The sequence below is a fragment of the Prauserella rugosa genome (genome assembly GCF_000719975.1).
GTDB classification, from domain to species: domain Bacteria; phylum Actinomycetota; class Actinomycetes; order Mycobacteriales; family Pseudonocardiaceae; genus Prauserella; species Prauserella rugosa.
The window spans coordinates 85,754-111,862 of sequence record NZ_JOIJ01000012.1 but is presented as its reverse complement, the minus strand read 5'-3'; the positions used below and the strand labels follow the sequence as shown (position 1 = coordinate 111,862).

Genomic DNA, 26,109 nt, shown 5'->3' with positions numbered 1-26,109 from the left:
CTTCGCCGACGTTAAGGACAGGTGATGACTTGTCCCGCGTACGAGAGGCCGGCGCCGAAGCCGACCGCCAGCACGACATCTCCCGACGACACGGTGCCCGCAGCGCGCATGTGGTCGAGCGCGATGGGGATGGACGCCGAGGACGTGTTGCCCGAGTACCGGATGTCGTCGGCGACCACCATGTCCTCGCGTGCGCCCTGGGCACGCAAACGCTTGGCGATCGCCTCGACGATCCGCAGATTCGCCTGATGCGGAATCAGGACATCCACATCGGACAGTTCGAGGCCTGCGCGGGCGACGGCGTCGGCCGCGATCGGCGCGATCTGGGTCGTGGCCCAGCGGAACACCGACTGCCCCTCCTGGAACAGGTACTTCTGCTCGCGCATGTAGATCATGTCGACGAGGTCGCCCGCGCTGCCCCAGGAGACCGGGCCGATGCCGGGTTCGTCCGCAGGGCCCACCAGCGCGGCACCCGCACCGTCGGCGAAGATGATCGCGGTCGACCGGTCGGTCGGGTCGACGACGTCGGTCAGCTTTTCCGCGCCGATGACCAGCACCTTGTGCGCCGAACCGCCGCGGATCAGGTCGGAGGCCAGCGCCAGGCCGTAGCAGAAGCCCGCGCACGCGGCGTTGATGTCGAACGCGCCCGCGGCCTTGATCCCGATCCGGTCGGCGACCTGCGCCGCGGCGTTCGGGATGGGGGTGGGCATCGTGCAGTTGGGCAGGATGACCGTGTCGACCTCGGACGGGTCGGCCCCCGCGTCGGCCAGCGCCTTGGCACCGGCGGTGACGGCCATGTCGACCAGCCGCTCGTCCTCGCCCGCGAACCGCCGCTCGATGATGCCGACGCGGTCGCGGATCCACTGGTCGCTGGTGTCCATGTACTGGGCGAGCTCGTCGTTGGTCACGGCGCGGTCGGGCTGGGTGCTTCCCACGCCGAGCACGCGCGTGGCGGCCGGGCCCTGGCTGAGCTTCAGAGTGGTCATGCGCTGGGATCCAAGTCGCCGAGGTTGTCGGGGGTCTTCAGGGCGAACGTCGTGGTGACGGTGCCCTTGAGCTCCCGTCGCACGAGCCCGGTCAGCGTGCCGGCCGGCGGCAGTTCGGCGGTGGCCGTCACGCCGAGGTCGGCGAGTCCGCGCATCGTCAGGTCCCAGCGCACTGGGCGGGTCACCTGCCCGACGAGCCGTTCGAGGTAGTCCTCGCCACTGGTGACCACGGCGCCGTCGGCGTTCGACAGCAGCGGACGCACCGGGTCGGCGGGCGTGATCCCGGCGACGTGCGTGCGCAGCGCCTCCTCGGCCGGTGCCATGAAGCGGGTGTGGAAGGCGCCTGCGACCTGCAGGGGCCGCACCTTCGTACCTTCCATCGGTTCGGCGACGATCGTCTCGATGGCCTGGGCCGACCCGGAGGCCACGATCTGGCCTGCGCCGTTGCGGTTGGCCGCCTCGAGGCCGTGCTCGGCCAGCCACGCCACGACCTGCTCCGGATCGCCGAGCATCACGGCGGCCATGCTGGAGGGCTCCAGTGCGCAGGCCTTCGCCATCTCGGCACCGCGGACCGCGGCCAGCGCGACGGCGTCCTCGGGCGAGAGCACGCCCGCGATCGCCGCGGCGGCCAGTTCGCCGACGGAGTGGCCGGCCACGGGGGCGTCCCCGGGCAGTTCCGGCAGGTATTCGGCGGCCAGCAGGGACGCGGCGACCGTCAGCGGCTGCGTGATCGCGGTGTCCCGGATCTCCTCGGCCCCGGCTTCCGTGCCGAGCCGGACGAGGTCGAGACCTGTCGTGGACGACCAGTGGTCGAGGCGCTCGCGGGCGCCGTCGAGTTCGAGCCAGGGGGAGAGCATGCCAGGGCTCTGCGCGCCCTGGCCGGGACATACAAGCGCGATCACGCCACCAGACAACATGTCGCGGCCTCCTGCCGGGATGCTGACGGCTCACGAACTCGCGGCGCCGCCGTTGTGGAACTCCTACAAATGATGTGTGTCCGTGCCGATGTCCTGCGAGATCTCCTTGTCGGATCTGCGCAGTCCGATCGTGAAGGTGATCGTTCTCACCGCCCGGCCGGTCACCACTGTCCGCGGGAGCGGGCGAGCCTGCCCGCGGCCAGCGCGACGCGCAGCACGAGTGCGTCGCGCGGGTCGGCGGCGTTCCTGCCGGTGAGCTCGGCGGCCTTCTTGAGCCGGTAGCGGACCGTGTTCGGGTGCACGAACAGCTGCCGCGCGCACATCTCCAGCACGCCACCGACCTCGAGATACACCTCGACGGTCTCCAGTAGTGCGGGACCGGCTTCCTCGAGCGGCCTGGCGATGTGCTCGATCAGATGACGTTCGGCCGACGGATCGCCCGCGAGCGCGCGTTCGGGCAGCAGGTCGGCCGAGCGGACCGGTCGTGGCGCGGTGGGCCAGGCCACCACGGCCCGCATCGCCGACAGCGCCTCCGCGGCGCTGATATGAGCCTCGGCGAGGCTGCCGACGGTCGGCCCGGCCACGATCGGCCCGTCGCCGAAGGCTGCCGAGAGTGTCTCGAGCAGCGAACCGTCGCGGGCCTGTCCGTCGTCGGCGCCGCCGGCCACGACCACCAGCCGGGTGCCCTGGACACCGAGCAGGACGGGACAGCCCGCGCGTGCGGCACGGCTGCGCACCTCGAACACCACGGTCGGCGGGTCGTCGGACGGGGAGGTGCCCACGAGCACGGTGGCGTTGGCGGCCGGGTCCCAGCCGAGTGCGGCGGCGCGGGACAGCACGGACTCCTCGGCATCGCCGCGGACGATGCCGTCGACGACGAGCGCCTCCAGCCGGGCGTCCCATGCACCGCGGGCCTCGGCGGCCGCCGCATACGAGCTGGCGGCCGCGAACGCCACCTCGCGGCCGTAGCGCAGGATTCCCTCGACGAGCGCGGCCCGTTCGGCCTCGTCGGCGGCGAACGGCGGCAGCTGCTGTTCGAACACCTCCACCGCGAGGCGCACGAGGCTGACCGTCTGCCGCAGGCTGATCCAGCGCGACAGATCGCGCGGCGCCCCGCGGAACGCCTCGGTGGTGAGTTCGAGGGCGTGCTCGGGGTTGCGCAGCCAGCGGACGAACCCGGCGGCCCCGGTCTGGGCGATCAGCAGCACGCTGGCGCGCTGGTCAGCGGGCATCCGGCCGAACCACGAGAGCTCGTCCTCCATCGCCGCCACGCTCGCCTGAGCCAGGCGGCCCGACGCCCGCTCGAGGTCGCGCAGTGTCTTCTCCGACACGGCCTTCTCCGGCACGGCCTTCTCGGAGGTGGCGTGCTTCGGTGCTGACGCCTTCCGCGTGGACGTCGAGGACGTCTTGCGGGGCGGGGTCGCCTCGTCGCCGGTCTTCTTGGCGGTGGTCTTGTTCGGCTGCGTCTTCTTCGTCGGAGTCTTCTTCCCTGCGGTGGGAGCGGCCCCGCTCGAGTCGCTGCCCGCCTGTGCGGCGCCGCGTGCGGCGCGACCGGCGCTCGCCGGTGTCGTGGCGCGACGCGGGGCGTTCTCGCGTGTCATTTGTCAGCGATCGTACGTCGCCGCGCCCGCGATTGCCCTGCGCCCGCGATCGCCCCCCCGCGCGGTCGCCCCGCGGTCGTGAGGTCCGGTCCGCGGCGGCCAGGCCCCGCACCAACCAGCCAGCGCCGCGTACCAACCAGCCAGCGCCGCGTACCAACCAGCCAGGGCCTCATACCAACACGCAGGGCTCCCGTACCAACGAAACCGCCCGGCGCTGCGACGGATCGCTGCGCCGGGCGGTTTCGTTCTCCCCGGTCCCCACCGGTGATTCCACTATGGACCCCGTGGATCATGCCTGACCAGGGGCATCACTCGTTCGTGGTTCACCCTCACGCGAACGGCAAACAACCTCGGTGATCCGTACACGCTGAGTGTCTGCCGGGGTCGGTGTTTCTTCGCCCGTCAGGCGACACCCGAGTCGGACGTCTGCGGGCCGGCCGCGCCGACGTCGTCGATGCGGTACTGCTGTGCCGCGCGCGTGACCGTTTCCTTGTCGACCTTGCCCTGCTTCGCGAGCGCGGTGAGCACACCGACGGTGATCGACTCGGCGTCGACGAGGAAGTGCCGCCGCGCCGCCGGACGGGTGTCGGAGAATCCGAAGCCGTCGGTACCGAGCGTGAGCATGTCGCCGGGAACCCACGGGCGGATGAGGTCCGGAACGGCCCGCATCCAGTCCGACACCGCCACGAACGGGCCGTCGGCGCCCTGGAGCGCCTGGGTCACGTACGGCACCCGCGGCTCGTCGTCGGGGTACAGGAAGTTGTCCCTGTCCACGTCGACCGCTTCCCTGCGCAGCTCCGTCCACGACGTGGCCGACCACACGGCCGCGCGCACGCCCCACTCGTCGAGCAGCATCTGCTGGGCCCGCAGCGCGTCCGGCATGGTGACGCCGGAGACGAGGATCTGCGCCTCCGGCCCGTCACCGGCGGGCGCCTCCGCGTAGCGGTACAGACCCTTCAGCAGGCCGTCGACGTCGAGGTTCTCGGGCTCGGCGGGCTGCTGGTACGGCTCGTTGTAGACGGTGATGTAGTAGAAGACGTTCTCCCCGTTGCCGTCCGGGCCGGTCTCGCCGTACATGCGGCGCAGGCCGTCCTTGACGATGTGGGCGATCTCGAACGACCACGCCGGGTCGTACGTCACGGCCGCCGGGTTGGTGGCCGACAGCAGGATCGAGTGCCCGTCGGCGTGCTGCAGGCCCTCGCCGGTGAGCGTCGTGCGGCCGGCCGTGGCGCCCAGCACGAAGCCGCGCGTCATCTGGTCGGCGGCCGCGTACAGGCCGTCGCCGGTGCGCTGGAACCCGAACATCGAGTAGAAGATGTAGATCGGGATCATCGGCTCGCCGTGCGTGGCGTACGACGTGCCGACCGCCGTGAACGACGCCGTCGACCCGGCCTCGTTGATGCCCTCGTGCAGCAGCTGACCCTGTTCGGACTCCTTGTAGGCCAGCATGAGCTGCGCGTCGACCGACGTGTAAGTCTGCCCGTGCGGGTTGTAGATCTTGTTGGTCGGGAACATCGAGTCGAGGCCGAAGGTGCGGGCCTCGTCCGGGATGATCGGCACGATGCGCTTGCCGAGCTCGGCGTCCTTGGCCAGTTCGCGCACGAGCCGCACGAAGGCCATCGTGGTGGCGACCTCCTGCTTGCCCGAGCCCTTGCGGATCGCGTCGTAGACCTTGTCGCCCGGCAGCACGAGCGGCTTGGCGCGGCTGGGACGCCGTTCGGGGACGTAACCGCCGAGCGTCTTGCGCCTGCCCTGCATGTACTCGATCTCGGGCGAGTTCTCGCCGGGGTGGTAGTACGGCGGCAGCTTGGGGTCGCGCTCGAGTTCCTCGTCGCTGATCGGGATGCGCTGGGCGTCGCGGAACAGCTTGAGGTCGTCGAGGGTGAGCTTCTTCATCTGGTGCGTCGCGTTGCGGCCCTCGAACGCCGGTCCCAGGCCGTATCCCTTGATCGTGTGGGCCAGGATCACGGTCGGCTGGCCGTGGTGCTCCATCGCCGCCTTGTAGGCCGCGTACACCTTGCGGTAGTCGTGACCGCCGCGCTTGAGGTTCCAGATGTCGGCGTCGGAGAGGTCCTTGACGAGTTCCTTCGTGCGCGGGTCGCGGCCGAAGAAGTGCTCGCGGACGTAGGCGCCGTCGTTGGCCTTGTAGGTCTGGAAGTCACCGTCGGGGGTGACGTTCATCAGGTTGACCAGCGCGCCGTCGCGGTCGGCGTGCAGGAGCGCGTCCCATTCGCGGCCCCAGACGACCTTGATGACGTTCCAGCCCGCACCGCGGAAGTAGGCCTCGAGCTCCTGGATGATCTTGCCGTTGCCGCGGACGGGGCCGTCGAGGCGCTGCAGGTTGCAGTTGATGACGAAGGTCAGGTTGTCGAGGCCCTCACCCGCGGCGACGTGGATGAGGCCGCGGGATTCGGGCTCGTCCATCTCGCCGTCGCCGAGGAACGCCCAGACGTGCTGGTCGCTGGTGTCCTTGATGCCCCGCGCGTGCAGATAGCGGTTGAACCGGGCCTGGTAGACGGCGTTCATGGGGCCGAGGCCCATGGACACCGTCGGGTACTCCCAGAACTCCGGCATGAGCCGCGGGTGCGGGTACGACGGCAACCCGCCGCCCTCGCCCGCGTGGGAGAACTCCTGGCGGAAGCCGTCCATCTGGTCCTCGGTGAGCCTGCCCTCGAGGAACGCGCGGGCGTAGATGCCGGGGGAGGCGTGGCCCTGGATGAAGACGTGGTCGCCGCCGCCGGAGTGGTCCTTGCCCCGGAAGAAGTGGTTGAAGCCCACCTCGTACAGCGCCGCCGACGACGCGTAGGTCGAGATGTGGCCGCCGACGCCCACGCCGGGACGCTGGGCGCGGTGCACCATGACCGCCGCGTTCCACCGGATGTAGGCGCGGTAGCGGCGTTCGATCTCCTCGTCGCCGGGGAACCACGGCTCGTTCTCGGTGGGGATCGTGTTGACGTAGTCGGTCGTGGTGAGGGGCGCGACGCCGACGTTCCGCTCACGCGCGCGCTCGAGTACCCGCAGGAGCAGGTACCGGGCGCGCTGCTTACCGCCGGTGGCGAGCGCTGCGTCGAAGGAGTCGAGCCATTCGCCGGTCTCCTCCGGGTCGATGTCGGGCAGATGAGCCGCCAGACCGTTGCGGATCACGTGTACGCGAGCCGGGGCTCCCTGGCCGGCGGCGGTGTCACTGTCGCGCGCGGCCTTGTCGTTCTGCGGGGCCAAGGGATCTCCTCGCCGAGTCGTCGCTGTTGTCTCTGCTGTTGCTCTGGATGTTGCTGTTAGCTGTTGCTGTTAGCTGTGTTGTTGTCTCTGCTGACGCTTGTGGTCGATTCCGGTACCGCCGGTCTCGGGAACTCGTGCAGGTGTGCGCACGTGCTCGGCCGAGGGATCGGTGGCCGCCGGTCGTAGGCCATCGTCGTCGCGCGGGCGGCCGGTGTCATCGCTACTCGGCGGTAACGTGAAACCGGCGCCGGAAACGGCGAACGGCCCAGGTCAGCCCGTGGTCCGGGCGTCGCCTCCCACCCTAGACCCGACCGCTCGGCGCGCGACGCGCGAGCCGGTTCTATACCCTCTTAACGCGCGCGCGTGCGCGCGCGACGTGCCCGTGACCGGCGGATTCGCTGTGGGATGCTGGGCACAGGCGAACGGGTGATCCGGTGTGGACGGTTGCGTACGCGCCGTCGTCAGTGTTCGCTGAACGCATCCGTGTAAGCAGTGCGGCCGAGAGCGAACGGGTCGCACACCGTTGTTCGTTGGAGGAGTGAAGTCGTGGTCGCCGCGGGAGACGCTGATCAGCACAGCGTCGCCGAGAGGCTTGGCATCAAGCCGGACATGGTGGTCCAGGAGATCGGCTGGGACGAGGACGTCGACGACGACCTGCGCGCGGCCATCGAGTCGCACACCGGCACGGAGCTGCTCGACGAGGACGCGGACGAGGTGATCGACGTGGTTCTGCTGTGGTGGCGGGACGGCGACGGCGACCTCGGTGACGCGCTCGTCGACGCGCGGACTCCTCTGGACGAGGACGGCGTGGTGTGGGTGCTCACCCCGAAGACGGGGCAGCCGGGACACGTCGAACCCAGTGAGATCGCCGAGGCGGTGCCGACGGTCGGCCTGTCGCAGACCTCCAATCTGTCGGTCGGCGACGGCTGGACGGCCACCCGACTGGTCCCGAGGTCGACGTCACGTCGATGAGATCACCGGCGGGCTCGCCGCAGGCCCGGCCTCCCGCGCTAGGGTGGACGGGCACACGCGGTCCCGCCGGTGTCCGGCGGGCCGGACGAGCACGCGCGAGAGGGAGCTCTGTATGGCGGTCGAGGTCGGTTCCGAAGCCCCGGACTTCACGCTGAACGACTACAACAAGCAGGAAGTCACCCTGTCGTCGTTCCGTGGGGACAAGCCGGTGCTGCTGGTGTTCTACCCGTTCGCGTTCAGCGGCATCTGCCAGGGAGAGCTCTGCCAGCTGCGGGACGAGTTCGCGGACTACGACAACGAGGGCGTCCAGGTGCTCGGCGTCTCGGTGGACACGCCGTTCTCGCTGAAGGCGTGGGCCGAGCAGCAGGGCTACCAGTTTCCGCTGCTGTCGGACTTCTGGCCGCACGGTGAGGTCGCGAAGGCCTACGGCGTGTTCAACGAGCAGGCCGGTCTCGCGGTCCGTGGCACCTTCCTGATCGACAAGGAAGGCATCGTGAGGTTCGCCGAGGTCAACCAGCCCGGCGAGGCGCGTGACCAGGAGGCCTGGAAGAAGGCCGTCGCGCAGCTCGGCTGAGGCCGATCGATTCATCCCGGACGTCGCCGCGTCCCACGTGGCGACGCCGGTTCAGGGCGCATAGCTCAGCGGAAGAGCACCTGCCTTACAAGCAGGGGGTCGCTGGTTCGAACCCAGCTGCGCCCACCACATGGCCCCTCACCAGCGAAAACGCGGGTTTCGGGCTCGACCCGATAACTTGCACAGCGCACAGCGACACGATAACTTTGGGTCCCATGCGTGAGCAATGGGAGTCGCTGATCCGTGATTTCGGCAAGGTCTTGGCCGCTGAGAACAAGGCCCAACGCACCATCGAGGCCTACTTGACCTCCGCCCGTTCGTTGGCCGACTGGCTCGACGAACGCGACCGACTCCCCGCGCCCGACGAAGTCACGCGACACGATGTCGGCGATTGGATCGCCGATCTCGTGGAGACCCGCTCGGCCGCCACGGCGAATGTGCGCTACCGCAGCGCGCAACAGTTCTTCAAGTTCCTCGTGGTCGAGGAGGAGCTCGAGCGCTCCCCGATGGAGCACATGAAGCCGCCCCACGTGCCCGAGAAGCCGGTTGACGTGCTGCCGCTCGAGACTGTGCGGGCGCTGCTCAAACAGTGCGACGGGCGCGACTTCATCTCGCGGCGCGACGCGGCGATCATCCGCCTGCTGATCGACACTGGCGGACGCCTGTCGGAGATCGGGGAACTGACCGTCGATGATGTCGATCTCGAACAAGATCAGGTGCAGGTGCTCGGCAAGGGCCGGCGGCCCCGGGTGCTGTCGATCGGCTCGAAAACCTCGCTCGCGCTCTCGCGGTACCTGCGGGTACGCAGCAAGCACCGGCACGCCGACCGGCCGGCGCTGTGGCTGGCCGACAAGAACCGCCCGCCCATGACCGGCAACGGACTCAAACTCATGCTCCGCCGGCGCGGGCGCGAGCTCGACCCGCCGATTCAGAACCTGCACGCCCACCAGTTCCGCCACACCATGGCGCACGAATGGTTGGCGAACGGCGGCAGCGAAACCGACCTCATGCGGAACGCGGGCTGGCGCTCGCCGCAGATGTTGCGCCGCTACGGCGCCTCCTTGGCCGACGAACGCGCCCGCGAGGCACACCGGCGGATGGGGCTCGGCGACCGGATCTAACGTCGCGGATCGATCAGCTCGACGACCGCTCCGACAAGGGAGAGCACCAACGACTGCCGCGGCTCATGATCGGGTCGCTCACGTTCGAGGCGGTCACCATCGGGCTGCTCACTGTCGGGGCTATCGCGTCCGGGGCGCGTGCCGGGCTGGGAATGCTCGGACTCCTCGCCCGCGCCGCCATCGGTGGGATCGGTCGTGCTCGTCGCGGTCGTGGTGGGTGGGGTGTCGGGTGGGTCGCTGCTGGTCGTCGTGCGCGAGGTCGTGCTCGCCTCCGGGTTGCTCGTCTCTGCCGGCGGGCTGGGTGGCGTCGTGTGGCGCGTGGTGTCGGTGGTGGTCGGGTCGTTGGAGCTGCGCGGCGCGGCGGGTGGCGCTGGGTTCGGGGCGGGCTGGCGCTCTACGGGCAATCGTGTGAGCACTGTTCCGGAGATCGCGGGGTCGCTGTCGCCGGACTCATCGGGGGTCGGGGCGCCATTGGGTCGGACGACGAGCAACAGCGTGGCGACTGCCGCGGCGACGGTGACGCCGCCGAGTGCGAGGGGGCGGGACCCGGACGACTGTGGCGGTGGGGGCTCGGACTCGGGTTGTGGTGGGGAGTCGAGGGCCCGGTCAATCTCAGCGGCGGTCAAAGCGAGCGGGTGCCGCTCGACATAGGCGCGTTCGATGTCGCGCGCCTCGCGCCGGCGGCGGAGGTGTCGCCAAAGGAAGAACGCGGCCAGACTGGCCACGGCGGCAGCCGCGACGGTCAGTAGCAAGGTTGAAAGTTCAGGCACACATCCGGGCTATTGGGCGTCGTGCGGCCCGGTCCAATTGATCATGACCGTGTGCCTCAATCGTTACTGCGCGCTGCGCTCTCCGGGGATCGGAACTGACAGCGGCAAGGAGTTGAACGTCCCTGAGAACCACGTCTATGCGTGGGAGGCGCGCGAGGACGCCATCGCGAACATCCCCGATGCGGTCGAGAGGTACGGCAAGGATGTCGTTGAGCAGGACGGCATCCACCACATGTCCACCGAGGAATACCAACCTGCTCCCGGTCAACGCACCGAGGCGTCGACCGGGCACAGCGAGTACATGAAATCGGAGCGGAACCAAGGGCAGAGCTCGGAGGTCTACCAGACGAGCGAGTACGCAATGGCCCGGATAATGATCGGTTCGCCTGACTTTACGCCTGTTCCCGAGCCATAGATGGGTAGAAGTAGTGCACCAGCAACCGTCAGCCGTCTGCCGTTCGAAGTTCGCCATGCCGTTCTTCTTGGCCTTAGTCATGATTCTGACGGCATGCGGGAGCGGATCCTCCACAGGAGGTCAAGGGGAAGACATGGACGCTGAGCCATCACAGAGTGCGTTCGACGAGCTTGCAGCGCGCCCGAACATCGAGACCGCGATCAGTGAGCACGCGGAGATCGAGCGCGAGATCCAACGTCGTCTAGCCGCCGAGGTCGGTTTGCCTGACTCCTGGGAGACAACCGACGAAGAATCCGAGAACTGGTGTACCGGGGAGTATGGGGATCTCGATGCCGTGACGATCCATATGCCCAACTGGGCCAACTTCGATCATCCCATCTCGGAGGCGGACTGGCCACGGGCGTTGGAGATCTTCACTGAGGTGACCGGCAAGCACGGTTTCGGCAAACCGAAGGCTGTTGTCGACCGACCGAACGACCACCTCGTCAGTGCTCACCACGACAACGGGGCGGAGTTCTCGTTCGGGACGAAGAAGGCCACCTCGCTGTCCTCGGTCACTGGCTGCCACCTGACCGAGCGTTCACACCCGAAGAGTGCGAATGGTTCGTGACCGGCAAACAGGCACCAGGTGTCGCTCGTGCTCGATCGAGTTACGAGCCGCCATGGGCTTGCGCGCATCGCAGCCGGTGCAACTTTCACCACACCCTGTCCTCTGGGGTGTCTCGATCGGGCAGGTCTGCCGCGAGCCACGCGCGCACGCGGGAGTGCAGGCGACGGAGCACGGCGATCATTGCTGTCTCTTTGCCTCGTGGGACGGCGTGAACTCGATCAGCGCGAGAGCTTCGGCGAGCTCCGGACCGGTACACGCGACCCCGCGGGACTCGGCCATGCGATCCCGGTACGGCGTGGCGTCAGCGCCGAGTATCCACGATCCGCAGTCGGCGACGATCTCCTCGTGGTCACCCCACGCGGGCACGTCGCCGTACTTGCGCACCTGTTGCAGGTGCATCCACTCGTGGCGAACCACGCTGTCGACGAGCTCGCAATCGATGGTCGGGTCGACGATGCCGACCGGCGGGTCGTAGCGGTCGTCGATAGTGCCGGACAGGTTCGGGATGCGCCGGACCGTCCAGTGCTTCGGGTCCTCGCCGAGGTCGGACAGGGCGCGGGTCCACTGGTCGTCCCAGGTGCACCCGTCGGCGCTGGCATCGGGTGCGTCGGCGACGGCCGGGCTGATGAGCACGAGCGCGACGAGCGTGAGCGCGGTAGCGAGGGCGGTGGACAGCACGCGGTGGGTCGCGGTGATCACTCGATCACCCGCACCCGGATGCCGTCGACGATGTTGTCGGTGAAGATCGCCGGGTCACCGGCGCCCGCGATGGCGACCACGCCGAACGCGGCCAAGATCGGGTAACAGATCAGGCGTGCAGCGATCCAGCGGAAATCACGCGTAACCCGGGTGTGGGGGCGGCGATAGGCTCGGATGAGTGCGTCGAGCATGGCGAGTGCGCTCCGATGTCGAGGGACAAGGAGTGCGTCATGCAAGGAAGATCGTTTAGCGACCCGATAACTTTGGGTGCAGCGCTCGCGGATGACCAGTGTTTATGCAGGTCAACCACGCCGCTCGGGTCATCATGCCTTACAAGCAGGGGGTCGCTGGTTCGAACCCAGCTGCGCCCACCACATGGCCCCGCAGCGGCGTGCGTGTCGATCAGTCGATGCCGAGCCACACGTGCCAGCAGGCCGAGCAGTCGAACAGCAACGGCGAGGTGCGCTGTCTCCGCCGCGGCAGGGTGAACAGGCGGCCGCACAGCATTTCCGCAGTCGAACCCGACGTCGGTTCGTGCGCGGTGCCGCCGATATGGCGCACGCCGCCGACGACCGGACGCCACCCGGGCACGATGTCGAGATCCGGAGCGTCGGGGTCGGCCTCGACCGGCCAGCCGTCCGGGCCGACGGCGACCAGCGCGCCATCGACGTGCTGTACGAGCCACATGGCCACACCATCGGCGGCCTGACCAGGAAAGTGAGGTGTTGCGCCATGCGCATGCCCAGGCGCATAGGCAACGTGGCTACCGAGCTTCGCGGGCCGCGTCCCATGCCAGCCGGTACTCGGCCGTCCACTCGGCTCGCTGTTGGTCTTCCGGCAGCCCGGCGAACCCGGCCGCGAAGTGGTCTGCGGCGGTCGCGTGGTCGGCCAGCGCGAGGTGCGTCAGCCCGAAGTTCAGGCGGTGGAACGTGGGCGTGAGCCAGTACGCGGTGCGGGGCGGATCGAGTCGGGCGGCTTCATCGAGCAGGCGGCCCGCGACGTCCATGAGACGGAGAGCCTCGTCCCGCTCGCCGAGCCGGGCGTAGCCGTGCGCGGCCTGGGCGGCGGCCCCGACTCGCTGGGCGACGTGCGCGCCCGGCGTGTGGTGTTCGGCGAGGAACCAGCGCACCACGCCGCGAGCGTTGCCGCGTTGGCGGGCCACGTAGCCCCGGAAGTTCGCCGCCTGTGCCGCGAGCTCACCCGACCCGGCCTCGTCGGCGAGTTCCTCGGCTTGGCCGAGTAGCGCCACTGCGCGTTCGTCGGCACGCGTCTCGGCATACAACCAGCCGATGAACTGCACGTACTCGGCGACGACCTCGGCCAGCGCGGCACGGTGTGGCCCGCGGGCATGCGGTAGTAGCCCGCGCAGGATTTCCATCTGCGAGATGGAGCCGGGGATGATGATCTCGGGGCCAAGGACGTCGTCGAGACGGCGCTGCGCGGCCAGCAGATCACCCAGAGCCGTCACCGTGCCGCCGTCGATCCGTGACGGGTGTTCGAGGTGTCGGGCGATGCGCTCTCGGTCGTCGTCGGTGAGCACCAGTTCGGCCGCGTTCGGATACGCCAGCGCTCGCAAGGTGCCGGCTGCGCCGAGGAGCTCGTCGAGCCGGGCGGCCACAGCCTGATCGTCGACCGCCTGCGTGTCGGATTCGGAGCGGGACAGGCTCGACTGCGAGATGGGCACGAGGCGGGCCAACTGCGATTGCGACAGCCCTGCCGCGCAGCGCAGTCGCCGCAGGCGCTGGCCGAACGTCTCCGACATCGCGACCACTCTATCGCCGGTGACGCCGCGAGGGTGATCACGCTCACGTCGTCACGGTCCGTCGATGCGGTTCCACAGTGGCTCGTTCTGCCAGTCGTGGGGGAATCCCATCTCGGCCACGTGCCGGTCGGGCAGCGGTGTGAACGCGTCCTCGACGAGCGCGCGCACCTTGGCGGCCCAGCTCGTTCCCGGCGAGGTCTGCTGCAGCAGATGCGCCATGACCAGCATGGCGCCGTAGAGACGTTCGCTCTGCCCCTCGGGCAGGCTGCGCAGCGACGGCACGGTCCGCAGCGCCGTGGTGCTGACCGGCGCGAACGAACGGTTCCAGATCCGCGCGTGGTGGGCGCAACTGTTGCGCAGCACCGTGAGCTGCTCGAGCCACCGCGCGAGCGGGTGCGTCCTGAGGACCTTGGCGCGCTGGTTCGACGACAACGCCGTGTGGTCGACCACGATGCCGAGCCGCTCGGCCACGGTCCACTGGCCGCGGGCGAACAGGCTGTCGTAGAGCTTGGAGACGTCGGAGAAGTCCAGCACCTCCGTGAGCACCCACACCGGCAACTCGCCGTTGTACTTCGTGCGGTGGTGGCGGATCGGTTCGCTGTGCCGCATCGCCCGTTCGGCGCGGCGGCGCGCCGTGGCCAGCCACGCGCCGTGCCGGAACGTGGGCCGGAAGTTGGCGGCGTCCCGATACGCGAGCGGGTCGTGGGAACCGACGTGGTAGCTCACGTGGCTGCGCAGGGCGACCTCGATGCGCTCGATGCCGTCGTGGATCAACGTGCGCAGCTTGCGGTCGAACTCGTACAGCCGGACCACGTCGTCGAAGGCGGCGTGCTCGACGAACCGGTCGGTCCGCTCGTACGGCGGGTGGAGCTCCCGGGCGCGGTACGGATACCAGTAGCCGCTGAGCCGGTAGTAGCCGACGCTGCGCAGCCACTGCGCGGCCGTAGCCGTGTCCAGGGCGAGACCTCGGGAACGCAGCAGCCGGATCTGGTCGTCGATCGTGGCGAACGGCTTGGTCCGGGCCACCGAACCTCCCGTCGCCCGCCGGCACACGACCCTCAACAGAGATCCAGCCCGCACCGGGCGAACCCGGGCGGGCTGAACGATTGTCCTCGAGTCTACCAGATCGACGGGATCCGCAGGGCTCCCTCGAGCGCCGCCGGCTTGCGGCCGGTCCCGGCGCCTGCTCAGCGGGCGACCTTCCGCGGGAAGATCAGGGCCGCCAGCCACACCGCGACGGCGATGAATCCGGCACACCACAGTAGTCCGATCCACCATTCGTCACCCGGCCCGGTGCCTGCGATCAGAGCGCGGGAGGCGTCGATGATCGGCGTCATCGGCTGGTGCTGGGCGAACCCCTGCAACCAGCCCGGCATGGACTCCACCGGGGCGAAACCCGACGAGACGTAGGGCAGGAACAGCAGGACGAACCCGTAGCCGCTGGCCGCCTCGGCCGAGCCCGCGACCATGCCCAGTACGGCGAAGACCACCGTGATGACCAGGATCCACAGTGCGATGAGCCCGAGCGCGCCCAGCAGCTGCCCCGCGCCCGCGTCGGTGCGGAAACCCAGGGCGAGCGCGACACCGAACACGACGGCCGTGGCCAGCAGGTTGCGCACCATGGACGACACGGTGTGTCCCAACAGGACGGTCACGGCGGGGAACGGCATGGTGCGCAGGCGATTCATGAACCCGGTCGTCATGTCGTTGGAGACGACGACGGCGGTGTAGGACGCGCCGAACCCCGCCGCGGTGAGTGCCACGGCCGGGAGCACGTAGGCCAGGTAGTCGCCGCGGTCGCCGCCCTGTCCCGTGGCGATGGACTCGCCGAAGATGAACACGAAGATCAGCATGAGCATGACCGGCAGAAGCACGGCCATGAGCAGGGATTCACCGTCGCGGAACGCATGCTTGAGGCTGCGGGCGCTGAAGACCTTCAGTGCCGTCCACGCGCCGGCGCCGGGCATGACGGCTGCGGTCTGCCGGGTGTGTTCGGCCGTGGGGGCCGGTGTCATGGTGCTCATGCGGCGACCTCCTTCCGCCCGGTCCGGTCGCCGCCTGTCGGGTCCTCATCGGCCTCGTCCTGTTCGCCGGGACTGCCGGTGAGTTCGAGGAAGACCTCGTCGAGCGTCGGGCGGCGGACGGTGACCTCCACGTCGGGGTGGGCGTCGGCGATCGCCGCGAGGTGGTGTGCGACGTCGGCGGCCGAACCGCCGGTGGGGATCTCGTCGAGGATGTGGCCCGCGTGGTCGTGCAGCTGGATCGTCGATCCGCCGACCCGCGACTTGAGCTCGGCCGCCGTGCCGTCGGCGACGATGCGCCCGCCGTGCAGCACCATGATCCGTTCGGCGAGCACGTCGGCCTCCTCGAGGTACTGGGTGGTGAGCAGGATCGACGCCCCGGACTCGGCGAGCGCGGTGATCTCGTCCCACAGCGCCTGCCTGCTGCGGGTGTCCAGGCCGGTGGTCGGCTCGTCCAGGAAGATCAGCTGCGGTTCGGCGATCAGGCTGGCTGCGATGTCGAGTTTGCGCCGCATGCCGCCGGAGTAGGTCTCGGCCCGCTTGCCCGCCGCGGCGGTCAGGTCGAACCGCTCCAACAGCACGTCGGCCCTGCGCCGGGCGGCCCGGCGGGACAGGCCGAACAGCCTGCCCATCATCAACATGTTCTCCATGCCGCTGAGCCGTCCGTCGACGGCGGCGTACTGCCCCGTCAGCGAGATCCGGCCCTGCAGTGCTGTGCGGTCCCGCCGCGGGTCGAGGCCGAGTACGCGAACCTCGCCCGAGTCGTAGGGGATCAGCGTGGACAGGATGTTGACCAGCGTCGTCTTGCCTGCCCCGTTCGGTCCGAGCAGCGCGTGAATACCGGGTGGAAGGGTCAGGTCGAGGTCGGTCAGTACGTCGTGGGTGCCGTAACTCTTGGAGAGCCCTCTGAGCTCCACGAGCACGGAATCTGTGTATGACATAAACCGAGTATGACATAAACAGTGTATGTCGCACACGGTGTATGCCGTACGCGGGCCGAAGGGGAGGTGCGCGAGAATTCCGCGCATGGACGAGCGCACCGAGACCGGGCTGCCGCGAGCGGTGGCCATCGCGTGGGGGATGCACGAGGTGCCCCAGCGCGGGCCCAACCGCGGGCTGAGCCACGAGCGGATCGTGGCCGCCGCCATCGAGATCGCCGATGCTCAGGGACTACCGGCGGTCACCATGCAGGCGGTGGCGAAGTCGCTCGGCTTCACCACGATGTCGCTCTACCGGTACGTCTCCGGCAAGGACGAACTCCTGCGGCTCATGCAGGACGCCGCGCTCGCCGTTCCGGAGGAGGCCGACCTGCCCGACGACTGGCGTGCGGCGCTACGGGTCTGGGCCGGGTTCGTGCGCGAGGCCTACCACGACCACCCCTGGGTGCTGCAGATGCCGCGCGGCCAGATCTCCGTGCTGATGCCCAACAGCGTGCGGATGGCCGACCTCGGGCTGCGCGCGCTGCGCGACCTGCCGCTGGACAACGAGGAGAAGATCGGCGTCATCCTCGTGGTCTCGCAACACGTGACGTCCACTGTGGAACTGCAACTCAACCTCGCCGACGAGGGGGAGTTCGTCATGTCGGCCGACGGTCTGGACGTGTTGGGCCAGGTCGTCACGCCGGAGCGGTTCCCCGACATGGCCCCCGTGCTCCGCGCGGGCCAGTTCCTCGAGACCGAGGACACGCCCGCCCGCGAGGCCGACGACGTGCAGGTGGAGTACGACCTCGGCCTCGACCTGATCATCTCCGGCCTCGAGCAGCGGATCGCCCGGGCTTCGGCGCCTGAGTGACACTCCGGGCGCACCGGCTCCGGCTCGCGCCGTGCCCGCGTGGGGACCGACACGGTGCCGGAAGCGGGTTACGCTCGAGGGGCAACCCGGCCGTTTCCCCCGGCGGCCGCACCCCGACCCGAGGTTGTTCGTGGACCCCGACGACGAACGCGCCGGACCGTCCGGTCCGGACCGCCCCGCGCCCGTGCGCGCCGACCACCGGCGCGTGCGTTGGCTCCCCGTCGCGATCGCCATGGCGGCCGCGCTGGTGATGCTCGGCGCCGTGGTGGTGGTCAGCGACGTCGTGGCGGGCGACACCGACTCCGGGTCGGCGATCCCCCCCGCCGCCGATCCGGCCGCACCCGACTCGGCCGCGACCGCACTGCGCGACAGCGGTGCGGACCTCGACACGGTCGACTGCCGGCCCGCCGAACTCGGTCCCGGCCGCGAATCGGCCCGCGCCTACTACGAGGACGTGCTCGCCTGCCTCGACCGTGCGTGGCGACCCGTGCTCGACGAGACGGGGGCATCGGCCGAACCGGCGTCGGTCGACCTGTCCGAGACGACGTCCACCGCGTGCGGGCCGCTCCCGCCCGCCGACCGCGCGCTCGGCCTGTACTGCGACTCCGACCGCACGATCCACCTGCCGTATTCGCGGCTGTCGACCGCGGCGGGGGAGGCGAACGAACCGGCGTACCTGGCGACCCTCGCGCACGAGTACGGCCACCACATCCAGGCACTCACGGGCGTGTTCGCCGAGGCCGGCAACGCCCTGTCGGATGCGAGCACGAGCCGCGAGAGCGAGGTCGGCAGGCGCCTGGAACTGCAGGCCACCTGCTTCGCCGGACTGTTCCTCGATGCCGCACGGGACACCTCGCTCGGCGATGCCGAGCAGGGCCCGGCGGCCGCCGTGCGCGACTTCGCCAACTGGAGCGGGGTCGAGAGCCACGGCGGTACCCGCCTGCAACAGCGGTGGGCCTCCACCGGATTCACCGAGGCGTCGGTCGCCGCGTGCGACACGTGGGGCGCGCCGGCCTCCGAGATCGGCGGAGCGAGCGACGACCCGAGCACCCCGCAGGAGAGCGGCGCCGCCGGTGAGGCCGGCGCCGAGCCGTCACCCTGAGAGCCGCTTCCCGAACGTCAGGCCGACTCGTCCTCCCGCGCCTCCTGCTGCGCCGCGGCCGCGTCTGTGTCGGTATCGGTATCTGCGTCTGCGTCTACTTCTGCGTCGGAGCGCTCGTCGCCGGCCGACTCGGCCGCACTGGACTCGGCCGCACTGGATTCGGAGGACGAAGACGACGAGTCGAGTACGTGCACCACGACGCACGTGATGTTGTCCGGACCGCCCGCCTCGTTGGCGAGTTCGATCAGGGTGGCGACCGCGTCGGAGGGCTCGTCGTGGGAGCCGAGCACCTCGCCGAGCTCCACCGGGGACACGACGTCGCTGAGCCCGTCGGAACACAGCAGGTACCGGTCGCCGGGCTGCGCCTCGTGCATCTCGAGGTCGGGCTCGGCCACCTGTCCGGCAAGCAGTGCCTTGATCAGCACCGAGCGTGCGGGGTGGACCGCGGCGGTCTCCTCGTCGAGCTTGCCCTCGTCGACCAGGGACTGGACGAGCGTGTGGTCGCGGCTCAGCTGCGTCAGCTCGGCACCACGCAGGCGGTAGGCACGCGAGTCGCCGATGTGCCCGAGCGCGAAGCGCGAGCCGACCCACAGCATGACGGTCAGCGTCGTGCCCATGCCGGACAGTTCGGGGTCGGCGCCGACGCGCTCGTCGAGCACGCCGGAGGCCGTGGCGAACACGGTCGCCAGCTCGTCGAGTGGGGCGAAGTCCTCGGCGTCGGAGAGGCCGTCGGCCAGGCGCGCGTCCAGCTCGCCGACCGCGTCGATGGCGATCGCGCTCGCGACCTCACCCGCGGCGTGCCCGCCCATTCCGTCGGCGACGGCGAGCAGGCGCGACGTCGCGAGCGCGGAGTCCTCGTTCCCGCTCCGCCTGCGGCCGACGTCCGAGCCTGTCGCACACCGCAGCTCGAGCACCTCGTCACGTGTCATGACAGCAGTGAACCATCACCGCCCGACGCGTGTGACGGTGGCGGGTGGGAAACGGTGCATTCCGCGCACATCACCGACCGTGGTGGGTGAGTGCGCGGCCGCGGTGGTCGCGTTCGGAGGCTACTCGGACGCGCTCGGTGATCATCGGCGGCGGGGTCTTCCCGTGGTGTCGGTCTTCACCCGAGTCGCACCGCGGCGGGCGGAAGGCGGGGAGCTAGGGTGGGCGTCTCACCGAGTTCGCGGGCCCGCGCGCAGGCGCGGAAGGGGAGGTTTCGCCGGTGTCCAACGATTCCTTCGTCCACCTGCACGTTCACACCGAGTACTCGATGCTCGATGGTGCGGCGAAGATGGCTCCGTTGTTCAAGGAGGCGTCCCGGCTGGGGATGCCTGCCGTGGGGATGACCGACCACGGCAACATGTACGGCGCCGACGAGTTCTACCAACAGGCCAAGAAGGCCGGCATCAAGCCGATCATCGGCATCGAGGCCTACATCGCGCCCGAGAGCCGCTTCCACAAGAAGCCGGTGTTCTGGGGGCAGAGCAGCCAGCGCGGCGCCGACGACTCGGGTGAGGGCGGCGACGTCTCGGGTGGCGGTGCCTACACCCACATGACGATGCTCGCGCAGAACTCCACCGGGCTGCGGAACCTGTTCAAGCTCTCGTCGCTGGCGAGCATGCAGGGCTACTACCGCAAGCCCCGGATGGACCGCGAGCTGATCGCCGAGAACGCCGAGGGCATCATCGCCACCACCGGATGCCCCTCCGGTGAGGTGCAGACCCGGCTGCGACTCGGCCAGCCTGAGAAGGCCCTCGAAGCCGCGGCCGACTACCGCGACATCTTCGGCAAGGACAACTTCTTCCTCGAGCTGATGGACCACGGCCTGGCCATCGAACGTTCGGTGCGTGAGGGCCTGCTGAAGATCGGCAAGGAACTCGGACTGCAGCCCCTTGCCACCAACGACTCCCACTACGTCACCAAGGACCAGGCCGACGCCCACTCGGCGCTGCTGTGCGTGCAGTCCGGCAAGACCCTGTCCGACCCCAACCGGTTCCAGTTCAACGGCGACGGCTACTTCCTCAAGTCGGCCGAGGAGATGCGCGAGTACTGGGACTCCGAGGTGCCGGGGGCCGCGGACACGACGCTGCTGATCGCCGAGCGCGTCGAGTCCTATGAGGACGTCTACGCGCACAAGGATCGGATGCCGCGGTTCGACGTGCCCGAGGGCTATGACGAGTCCAGCTGGCTGCACCACGAGGTCATGAAGGGCCTCGAGTGGCGTTTCCCCGAGGGCATTCCCGACGGGTACGTCGAACGCGCCGAGATGGAACTCGGTGTCATCGCGCAGAAGGGCTTCCCCGCCTACTTCCTCGTCGTCGCCGACCTCTGCAACTACGCGCGCAGCGTCGGCATCCGCGTCGGCCCCGGCCGTGGTTCGGCAGCGGGCGCGCTGGTGGCCTACGCGCTCGGTATCACCAACCTGGACCCGCTGCCCCAGGAGCTGCTGTTCGAGCGGTTCCTCAACCCGGAGCGCGAGTCGATGCCCGACATCGACATCGACTTCGACGACCGCAGGCGCGGCGAGATGGTGCGCTACGCCACCGAGAAGTACGGCTCCGACAAGGTCGCCCAGGTCATCACCTTCGGCACGATCAAGACCAAGGCGGCCATCAAGGACGCCGCGCGCGTGCACTACGGGCAGCCCGGGTTCTCGATCGCGGACCGCATCTCCAAGGCTCTGCCGCCGCCGATCATGGCCAAGGACATCCCGCTGTCCGGCATCGTCGACCCCGAGCACGAGCGCTACGGCGAGGCCGCCGAGGTGCGGTCGTTGATCGAGAGCGACCAGGAGGTCGCGACGATCTTCGAGACGGCCCGCGGTCTCGAGGGCCTGATCCGCAACGCCGGTGTGCACGCGTGTGCGGTCATCATGTCCAGCGAGCCGCTGCTCGACACCATCCCGTTGTGGCAGCGCGACGACGGCTCGATCATCACCGGCTGGGACTACCCGTCGTGTGAGGCCATCGGCCTGTTGAAGATGGACTTCCTCGGCCTGCGGAACCTCACCGTCATCGGCGACGCCATCGACAACATCAAGACCAACCGCGGCGAGGAGATCGACCTCGACCGGCTCGGCATGGACGATCCCGAGTCGTACAAACTGCTGGGCCGCGGCGACACGCTCGGTGTGTTCCAGCTCGACGGCGGGGCCATGCGGGACCTGCTGCGCCGCATGCAGCCCACGGGCTTCGACGACATCGTCGCCGTGCTCGCGCTGTACCGGCCGGGTCCGATGGGCGTGAACGCCCACAACGACTACGCCGACCGCAAGAACGGCCGGCAGGAGATCACCCCGATCCACCCCGAGCTCGAAGAGCCCCTGAAGGAGATCCTGGCCTCGACGTACGGCCTGATCGTCTATCAGGAGCAGATCATGCAGATCGCGCAGAAGGTCGCCGGCTACTCCATGGGCCGAGCGGACGTTCTGCGCCGGGCGATGGGTAAGAAGAAGAAGGAGGTCCTCGAGAAGGAGTTCGAGGGCTTCCACGCCGGTATGCGTGAGCAGGGCTTCTCCGACGAGGCGATCCAGGCCCTGTGGGACACGATCCTGCCGTTCGCCGGCTACGCGTTCAACAAGTCGCACGCCGCCGGGTACGGCCTGGTCTCGTACTGGACGGCGTACCTCAAGGCGAACTACCCCGCCGAGTACATGGCCGCGCTGTTGACCTCGGTCGGCGACAACAAGGACAAGTCGGCGGTGTACCTGTCGGAATGCCGCAGGCTGGGCATCAAGGTGCTGCCCCCGGACGTCAACGAGTCGGGCCCGCGGTTCACGGCCGTCGGCGACGACATCCGCTTCGGCATGGGCGCGGTGCGCAACGTCGGGGCGAACGTCGTCGACTCGATCATCAAGACCCGTGAGGAGAAGGGGAAGTACACCTCCTTCACCGACTTCCTCGACAAGTCCGAGCTCGTCGCGTGCAACAAGCGCGTCCTCGAGTCGCTGATCAAGGCGGGTGGCTTCGACTCGCTCGGCAACACGCGGCTGTCGATGGTCCAGGTGCACGAGGACGCGGTCGAAGCGGTCGTGCCGCTCAAGCGGCAGGAGGCGATGGGCCAGTTCGACCTGTTCGGCGCCGGCTCCGCCGACGACGACGCCGGAGCGTCGGCCTCGGCGTCCTCGCCGCTGGCGCACCTGAAGTTCGACGACGAGGAGTACCCGCGGAAGCAGAAGCTCGCCTACGAGCGGGAAATGCTGGGCCTGTACGTGTCCGGCCATCCGCTCGACGGTGCCGAGCGGATCCTGCGCAAGCACGCCAAGAAACCGATCGCGGCGATCCTCGCCGACCCGCCGAAGGAAGGCGAGATCGAGGTCTCCGGGCTGCTGACGTCGGTCGAGCGCCGGGTGAACAAGAAGGGCGAACCGTGGGCGATCTGCACGATCGAGGACATGGACGCCTCGCTGGAGGTGCTGTTCTTCCCGAAGTCGTACGCGATCTTCGCGGCCGACCTGGTGGAGGACAACGCCGTGGTGGTCAAGGGCCGCGTCAACTGGCGTGAGGACAAGATGTCGGTGTTCGGCGGCGGGCTCGTGCCGCTCGACCTGTCCGACATCGCCGCCGGCGACGAGGAGGCACCGCTGATGCTGGTGGCCTCCGCGGAGAAGCTCAACCAGAGCGCGGTGATCGAACTCAAGCAGACCCTGAAGGCACACCCCGGTGACACGCCGGTGCGGGTCAAGCTGCAGGGCAAACGCGAGACCGTGTACGCGCTGTACGACTACCCGGTGAAGGTCACGTCGATGCTGATGGGGGAGCTCAAGGGCATCCCGGGCATCATGGCCGGCTGAGCGACACCGCCGTCTCCGCCCCGCACCGAGCAGGCCGCGGGGCGGAGACGGGCTCTCACGTGATGCGGGGGAGCACCTCGTCGAGGGGGCCACTGAGCACCACGTCGGCCACCTCGTCGTAGGGCGTCGGCGAGGCGTTGCAGATCACCACGGAGGCGCCGGCCTGCGCGGCGATCTCGACCAGGCCGGCGGCCGGGTGCACCGTCAGCGAGGTGCCCGCGGCCAGGAGCACGTCACAGGTCACGGCCGCGATCCGCGCCGCCTCCAGCACCGCACCGTCGAGGGCCTGGCCGAACGAGATGGTCGCCGACTTCAGCATCCCGCCGCACACCAGGCACGGCGGATCGTCCTCGCCGGCACGCACCCGTTCCAGCGCCTCCTGCATGTCCCTGCGGTCACCGCAGTCGAGGCACTCGGTGTGGAACATCGTGCCGTGCAGTTCGATCACCGCGTCCGGGCTCGACCCGGCCCGTTGGTGCAGTTCGTCGATGTTCTGCGTGACGATCGCCCCGAGCCTGCCCGACCGCTCGAGCGCGACGAACGCCTCGTGCGCCGCGTTGGGCTGCGCCCGCCACGCCGGGTGGTCGAGGCGGGCCCGCCAGGCACGGACCCGCACGTCCCTGCTGCCGACGTAGGCCTGCAGGTTCGACAGCTTCTCCGCCTCCGGGTCCTTGGTCCACAGCCCGTTGGGGCCGCGGAAATCGGGAATGCCCGACGCGGTGGAGACGCCGGCTCCGGTCAGTGCCGTGACCCGGGACGCGCCGGTGACGAGTTCCCGCGCCCGGCGGAGATCGGTGTCGCTGTCCATACCGGTGTCCATGCCCTCATGATGCGGGCCCGGCCACGGGCGTGTCAGCGCCCGGTCAGGATGCCGTGGTGGGCCCGTCGTCGGACTCGCGTGCCCGCTTCGTGGCGGTCGCCGTCTCGGACCGCGCGGAGGTCTCGCCCGAGCCGTCGCCGCCGCCCGCGTCGACGTCAGCCGTTGCGGCGTCCGCGCCGGGCGCGGCCGAGGGCATCGCCCCGAGCGTCTTCTTGCGCTTGTACCGCAGCAGCGCGATCACTGCGATCGCAGCCAGGACACCGACGACGATCATGCCGCCGGTGCTCATCGCGTCCTCGATCTGTTTGGCGGCCTCGCCCATCGCGGCGCCGAGTGCGATGTGCAGTGCCGACCAACAGATCGCCCCGGCCACGGCGGCCGGGAGGAACTTGCGGTACGGCAGCTTCGACGTACCCGCCGCGGCGGGGGTCAGGGTGCGGACGACCGGGAGGAAGCGGGCGAAGAACACCGCCCATGCGCCGCGACGCTGCAGAATTCCGGTGGCCTTGTCCCACGCGTCGGCGCCCGACTTCTGGACCACCTTGGTTTCCCGCAGCCTCGGCCCGAACTTGCGGCCGATCGTGTAGCCGATCGTGTCGCCGACGCCCGCGCACACCGTCACCACGGCCCACAGGATGAGGAACCGCGGCACGGTGTTGGCGGTGGTCGCCGCGATCAGCAGTCCCGATTCGCCCGGCGCGATGAACCCGAGACCGATGGTGCACTCGGCCAGCACCAGCAAGCCCGCCGCGGCGACCAGCGCCGGCTGCGGCAGGCTCTGTAGCCAGTTGAGAAAGTCGGTGACCACCTGTCACACCCCTGTTCGTCGATCCCCCGTGCGGTCCGCCGCGCGAACGCGGCGGACCGTCAGCGCCTGTGTGCGTGACACTAGCCGCTCCTGCATCAGGGATGCGTCAGGGTTCGCCCGGGTCGTCGGATGCCTACGACGATTCGCGGGCCAGCACGCTGCTGGCCTCCTGCGCCGCAGGCGCGGAGGCGGCCAGGTGCTCCAGGTTCTCGGGCAGCTGCTCGCCGCGGTGCTCCTTCGTCTTCGCGTAGAGCTTGCCCGCCCGGTACGACGAGCGCACCAGCGGTCCGGCCATGACGCCGGGGAAGCCGATCTCCTCGGCGGCCTTCGTGTGCTCGACGAACTCCTCCGGCTTGACCCACCGGTCAACCGGGTGGTGCCGCGGCGAAGGTCGCAGGTACTGCGTGATCGTCAGGATCTCGCAGCCCGCGTCGAACAGATCCTGCATTGCGGGGCGAACCTCGTCGGGAGTCTCACCCATGCCCAGGATCAGGTTCGACTTGGTCACCAGGCCGGCCTTGCGGGCCTCCGTGATGACCTTCAGGGACCGTTCGTAGCGGAAGCCGGGGCGGATGCGCTTGAAGATGCGCGGCACCGTCTCGACGTTGTGCGCGAGCACCTCCGGCTCCGAGCTGAACACCTCGGCCAGCTGGTCGGGTTCGGCGTTGAAGTCCGGGATCAGAACCTCCACGCCGGTGCCCGGGTTGAGCCGGTGGATCTGGCGGACGGTCTCGGCGTAGAGCCACGCGCCGCCGTCGTCGAGGTCGTCACGCGCGACACCGGTGACGGTCGAGTAGCGCAGGCCCATCGCCTGGACGCTCTCGGCCACCCGGCGCGGCTCGTCGGTGTCGAGCTCGGCGGGCTTACCCGTGTCGATCTGGCAGAAGTCGCACCGCCGCGTGCACTGGTCACCGCCGATGAGGAACGTGGCCTCGCGGTCCTCCCAGCACTCGTAGATGTTCGGACAGCCCGCCTCTTCGCACACGGTGTTCAGACCTTCGCGGCGGACGAGGCCCTTGAGTTCGGTGAACTCCGGGCCCATCCGGGCGCGGGTCTTGATCCACGACGGCTTTCTCTCGATCGGCGTCTGGCTGTTGCGGACTTCGAGACGCAGCAGCTTCCGACCTTCCGGCAACGCAGTCAC

General features: G+C 69.4%; 23 protein-coding genes, 1 tRNA gene and 1 pseudogene. 9 read left to right on the top strand and 16 right to left on the bottom strand.

The genetic code is table 11. The annotated features are described in order from the left end of the window. Positions 1 to 11: 11 nt before the first annotated feature. From IF64_RS0117470 to aceE, 4 genes are all read right to left on the bottom strand, one after another. Positions 12 to 986, bottom strand: coding sequence for a beta-ketoacyl-ACP synthase III (locus IF64_RS0117470; RefSeq protein WP_030533209.1), 975 nt, complete (start codon positions 984 to 986; stop codon positions 12 to 14). Further along, complete coding sequence (locus tag IF64_RS0117465) at positions 983 to 1,903, bottom strand: ACP S-malonyltransferase (protein ID WP_084705932.1); 921 nt, start codon at positions 1,901 to 1,903, stop codon at positions 983 to 985. The genes IF64_RS0117470 and IF64_RS0117465 overlap by 4 nt, the downstream gene beginning before the upstream one ends. A 161-nt stretch (positions 1,904 to 2,064) precedes the next feature. Next, entirely contained in the window at positions 2,065 to 3,504 is a 1,440-nt protein-coding gene (locus IF64_RS0117455) for a PucR family transcriptional regulator (RefSeq protein ID WP_246134667.1), read from the bottom strand. Positions 3,505 to 3,906: 402 nt separating this feature from the next. Beyond that, the gene (gene aceE / locus IF64_RS0117450; protein WP_030533206.1) at positions 3,907 to 6,723 is read right to left on the bottom strand and encodes a pyruvate dehydrogenase (acetyl-transferring), homodimeric type; all 2,817 of its coding nucleotides are present in this window, start codon (positions 6,721 to 6,723) and stop codon (positions 3,907 to 3,909) included. Between the two features lie 546 nt (positions 6,724 to 7,269). Here aceE and IF64_RS0117445 point away from each other — a divergent pair. From IF64_RS0117445 to IF64_RS0117430, 4 genes are all read left to right on the top strand, one after another. Continuing rightward, positions 7,270 to 7,695: a DUF3052 domain-containing protein gene (locus IF64_RS0117445; protein WP_030533205.1), complete on the top strand. Its 426-nt coding sequence runs from the start codon at positions 7,270 to 7,272 to the stop codon at positions 7,693 to 7,695. Between the two features lie 112 nt (positions 7,696 to 7,807). Next, positions 7,808 to 8,269 carry a peroxiredoxin gene (locus tag IF64_RS0117440; RefSeq protein ID WP_030533204.1) on the top strand — a complete coding sequence of 154 codons (462 nt, stop codon included), beginning with the start codon at positions 7,808 to 7,810 and terminating at the stop codon, positions 8,267 to 8,269. A 54-nt stretch (positions 8,270 to 8,323) separates the two neighbouring features. Continuing rightward, positions 8,324 to 8,398, top strand: a tRNA-Val gene (locus IF64_RS0117435). An 86-nt stretch (positions 8,399 to 8,484) separates the two neighbouring features. Next, a complete protein-coding gene (locus tag IF64_RS0117430) occupies positions 8,485 to 9,390 on the top strand; it encodes a tyrosine-type recombinase/integrase (RefSeq protein ID WP_030533203.1) in 906 nt (301 codons plus the stop codon). Here the strand turns inward: IF64_RS0117430 and IF64_RS27200 are convergent. Continuing rightward, positions 9,387 to 10,160 (bottom strand): hypothetical protein, encoded by a 774-nt coding sequence (locus IF64_RS27200; RefSeq protein ID WP_145600263.1) that lies wholly within the window; start codon positions 10,158 to 10,160, stop codon positions 9,387 to 9,389. The genes IF64_RS0117430 and IF64_RS27200 overlap by 4 nt on opposite strands. 43 nt (positions 10,161 to 10,203) lie before the next feature. On the opposite strand from IF64_RS27200, the gene IF64_RS0117425 reads away from it, so the two are divergent. Together IF64_RS0117425 and IF64_RS0117420 are read left to right on the top strand one after the other, a co-directional pair. Then, positions 10,204 to 10,575 (top strand): hypothetical protein, encoded by a 372-nt coding sequence (locus tag IF64_RS0117425; RefSeq protein ID WP_030533202.1) that lies wholly within the window; start codon positions 10,204 to 10,206, stop codon positions 10,573 to 10,575. A 133-nt stretch (positions 10,576 to 10,708) separates the two neighbouring features. Further along, the gene (locus IF64_RS0117420; RefSeq protein WP_030533201.1) at positions 10,709 to 11,185 is read left to right on the top strand and encodes an LppA family lipoprotein; all 477 of its coding nucleotides are present in this window, start codon (positions 10,709 to 10,711) and stop codon (positions 11,183 to 11,185) included. A gap of 177 nt (positions 11,186 to 11,362) precedes the next feature. Here IF64_RS0117420 and IF64_RS0117415 read toward each other — a convergent pair whose 3' ends face one another. From IF64_RS0117415 to IF64_RS0117385, 7 genes are all read right to left on the bottom strand, one after another. Then, entirely contained in the window at positions 11,363 to 11,884 is a 522-nt protein-coding gene (locus tag IF64_RS0117415) for a hypothetical protein (protein ID WP_030533200.1), read from the bottom strand. Next, complete coding sequence (locus IF64_RS0117410; protein WP_030533199.1) at positions 11,881 to 12,075, bottom strand: hypothetical protein; 195 nt, start codon at positions 12,073 to 12,075, stop codon at positions 11,881 to 11,883. Before IF64_RS0117410 ends, IF64_RS0117415 begins: the two co-directional genes overlap by 4 nt. Before the next feature lie 211 nt (positions 12,076 to 12,286). Beyond that, complete coding sequence (locus IF64_RS0117405) at positions 12,287 to 12,571, bottom strand: hypothetical protein (RefSeq protein WP_030533198.1); 285 nt, start codon at positions 12,569 to 12,571, stop codon at positions 12,287 to 12,289. A 76-nt stretch (positions 12,572 to 12,647) separates the two neighbouring features. Next, a complete protein-coding gene (locus IF64_RS0117400; protein ID WP_484266848.1) occupies positions 12,648 to 13,655 on the bottom strand; it encodes an NsdA family TPR-like regulatory protein in 1,008 nt (335 codons plus the stop codon). A gap of 42 nt (positions 13,656 to 13,697) precedes the next feature. Then, positions 13,698 to 14,672 (bottom strand): Abi family protein, encoded by a 975-nt coding sequence (locus IF64_RS0117395; RefSeq protein ID WP_030533196.1) that lies wholly within the window; start codon positions 14,670 to 14,672, stop codon positions 13,698 to 13,700. A 161-nt stretch (positions 14,673 to 14,833) separates the two neighbouring features. Next, a complete protein-coding gene (locus IF64_RS0117390; RefSeq protein WP_211252606.1) occupies positions 14,834 to 15,670 on the bottom strand; it encodes an ABC transporter permease in 837 nt (278 codons plus the stop codon). Further along, positions 15,667 to 16,608 (bottom strand): ABC transporter ATP-binding protein, encoded by a 942-nt coding sequence (locus IF64_RS0117385; RefSeq protein WP_048807147.1) that lies wholly within the window; start codon positions 16,606 to 16,608, stop codon positions 15,667 to 15,669. The genes IF64_RS0117390 and IF64_RS0117385 overlap by 4 nt, the downstream gene beginning before the upstream one ends. Positions 16,609 to 16,693: 85 nt before the next feature. Between IF64_RS0117385 and IF64_RS0117380 the strand changes: the two genes are divergently transcribed. Together IF64_RS0117380 and IF64_RS0117375 are read left to right on the top strand one after the other, a co-directional pair. After that, complete coding sequence (locus IF64_RS0117380; RefSeq protein WP_036876974.1) at positions 16,694 to 17,458, top strand: TetR/AcrR family transcriptional regulator; 765 nt, start codon at positions 16,694 to 16,696, stop codon at positions 17,456 to 17,458. Between the two features lie 130 nt (positions 17,459 to 17,588). After that, entirely contained in the window at positions 17,589 to 18,560 is a 972-nt protein-coding gene (locus IF64_RS0117375) for a neutral zinc metallopeptidase (RefSeq protein WP_051757945.1), read from the top strand. Positions 18,561 to 18,577: 17 nt separating this feature from the next. Here the strand turns inward: IF64_RS0117375 and IF64_RS0117370 are convergent, their stop codons facing one another. Then, complete coding sequence (locus IF64_RS0117370) at positions 18,578 to 19,489, bottom strand: PP2C family protein-serine/threonine phosphatase (protein WP_084705929.1); 912 nt, start codon at positions 19,487 to 19,489, stop codon at positions 18,578 to 18,580. A 278-nt stretch (positions 19,490 to 19,767) separates the two neighbouring features. Between IF64_RS0117370 and dnaE the strand changes: the two genes are divergently transcribed. Further along, positions 19,768 to 23,337, top strand: coding sequence for a DNA polymerase III subunit alpha (gene dnaE / locus IF64_RS0117365; RefSeq protein WP_030533190.1), 3,570 nt, complete (start codon positions 19,768 to 19,770; stop codon positions 23,335 to 23,337). A 55-nt stretch (positions 23,338 to 23,392) separates the two neighbouring features. Here the strand turns inward: dnaE and IF64_RS0117360 are convergent, their stop codons facing one another. From IF64_RS0117360 to lipA, 3 genes and pseudogenes are all read right to left on the bottom strand, one after another. After that, the gene (locus tag IF64_RS0117360; protein ID WP_030533189.1) at positions 23,393 to 24,157 is read right to left on the bottom strand and encodes an SIR2 family NAD-dependent protein deacylase; all 765 of its coding nucleotides are present in this window, start codon (positions 24,155 to 24,157) and stop codon (positions 23,393 to 23,395) included. A 181-nt stretch (positions 24,158 to 24,338) separates the two neighbouring features. Next, positions 24,339 to 24,965, bottom strand: a pseudogene (locus IF64_RS0117355) (DedA family protein); the annotation flags it as partial. 133 nt (positions 24,966 to 25,098) lie between these two features. Next, positions 25,099 to 26,109 (bottom strand): lipoyl synthase, encoded by a 1,011-nt coding sequence (gene lipA, locus IF64_RS0117350; protein ID WP_030533187.1) that lies wholly within the window; start codon positions 26,107 to 26,109, stop codon positions 25,099 to 25,101.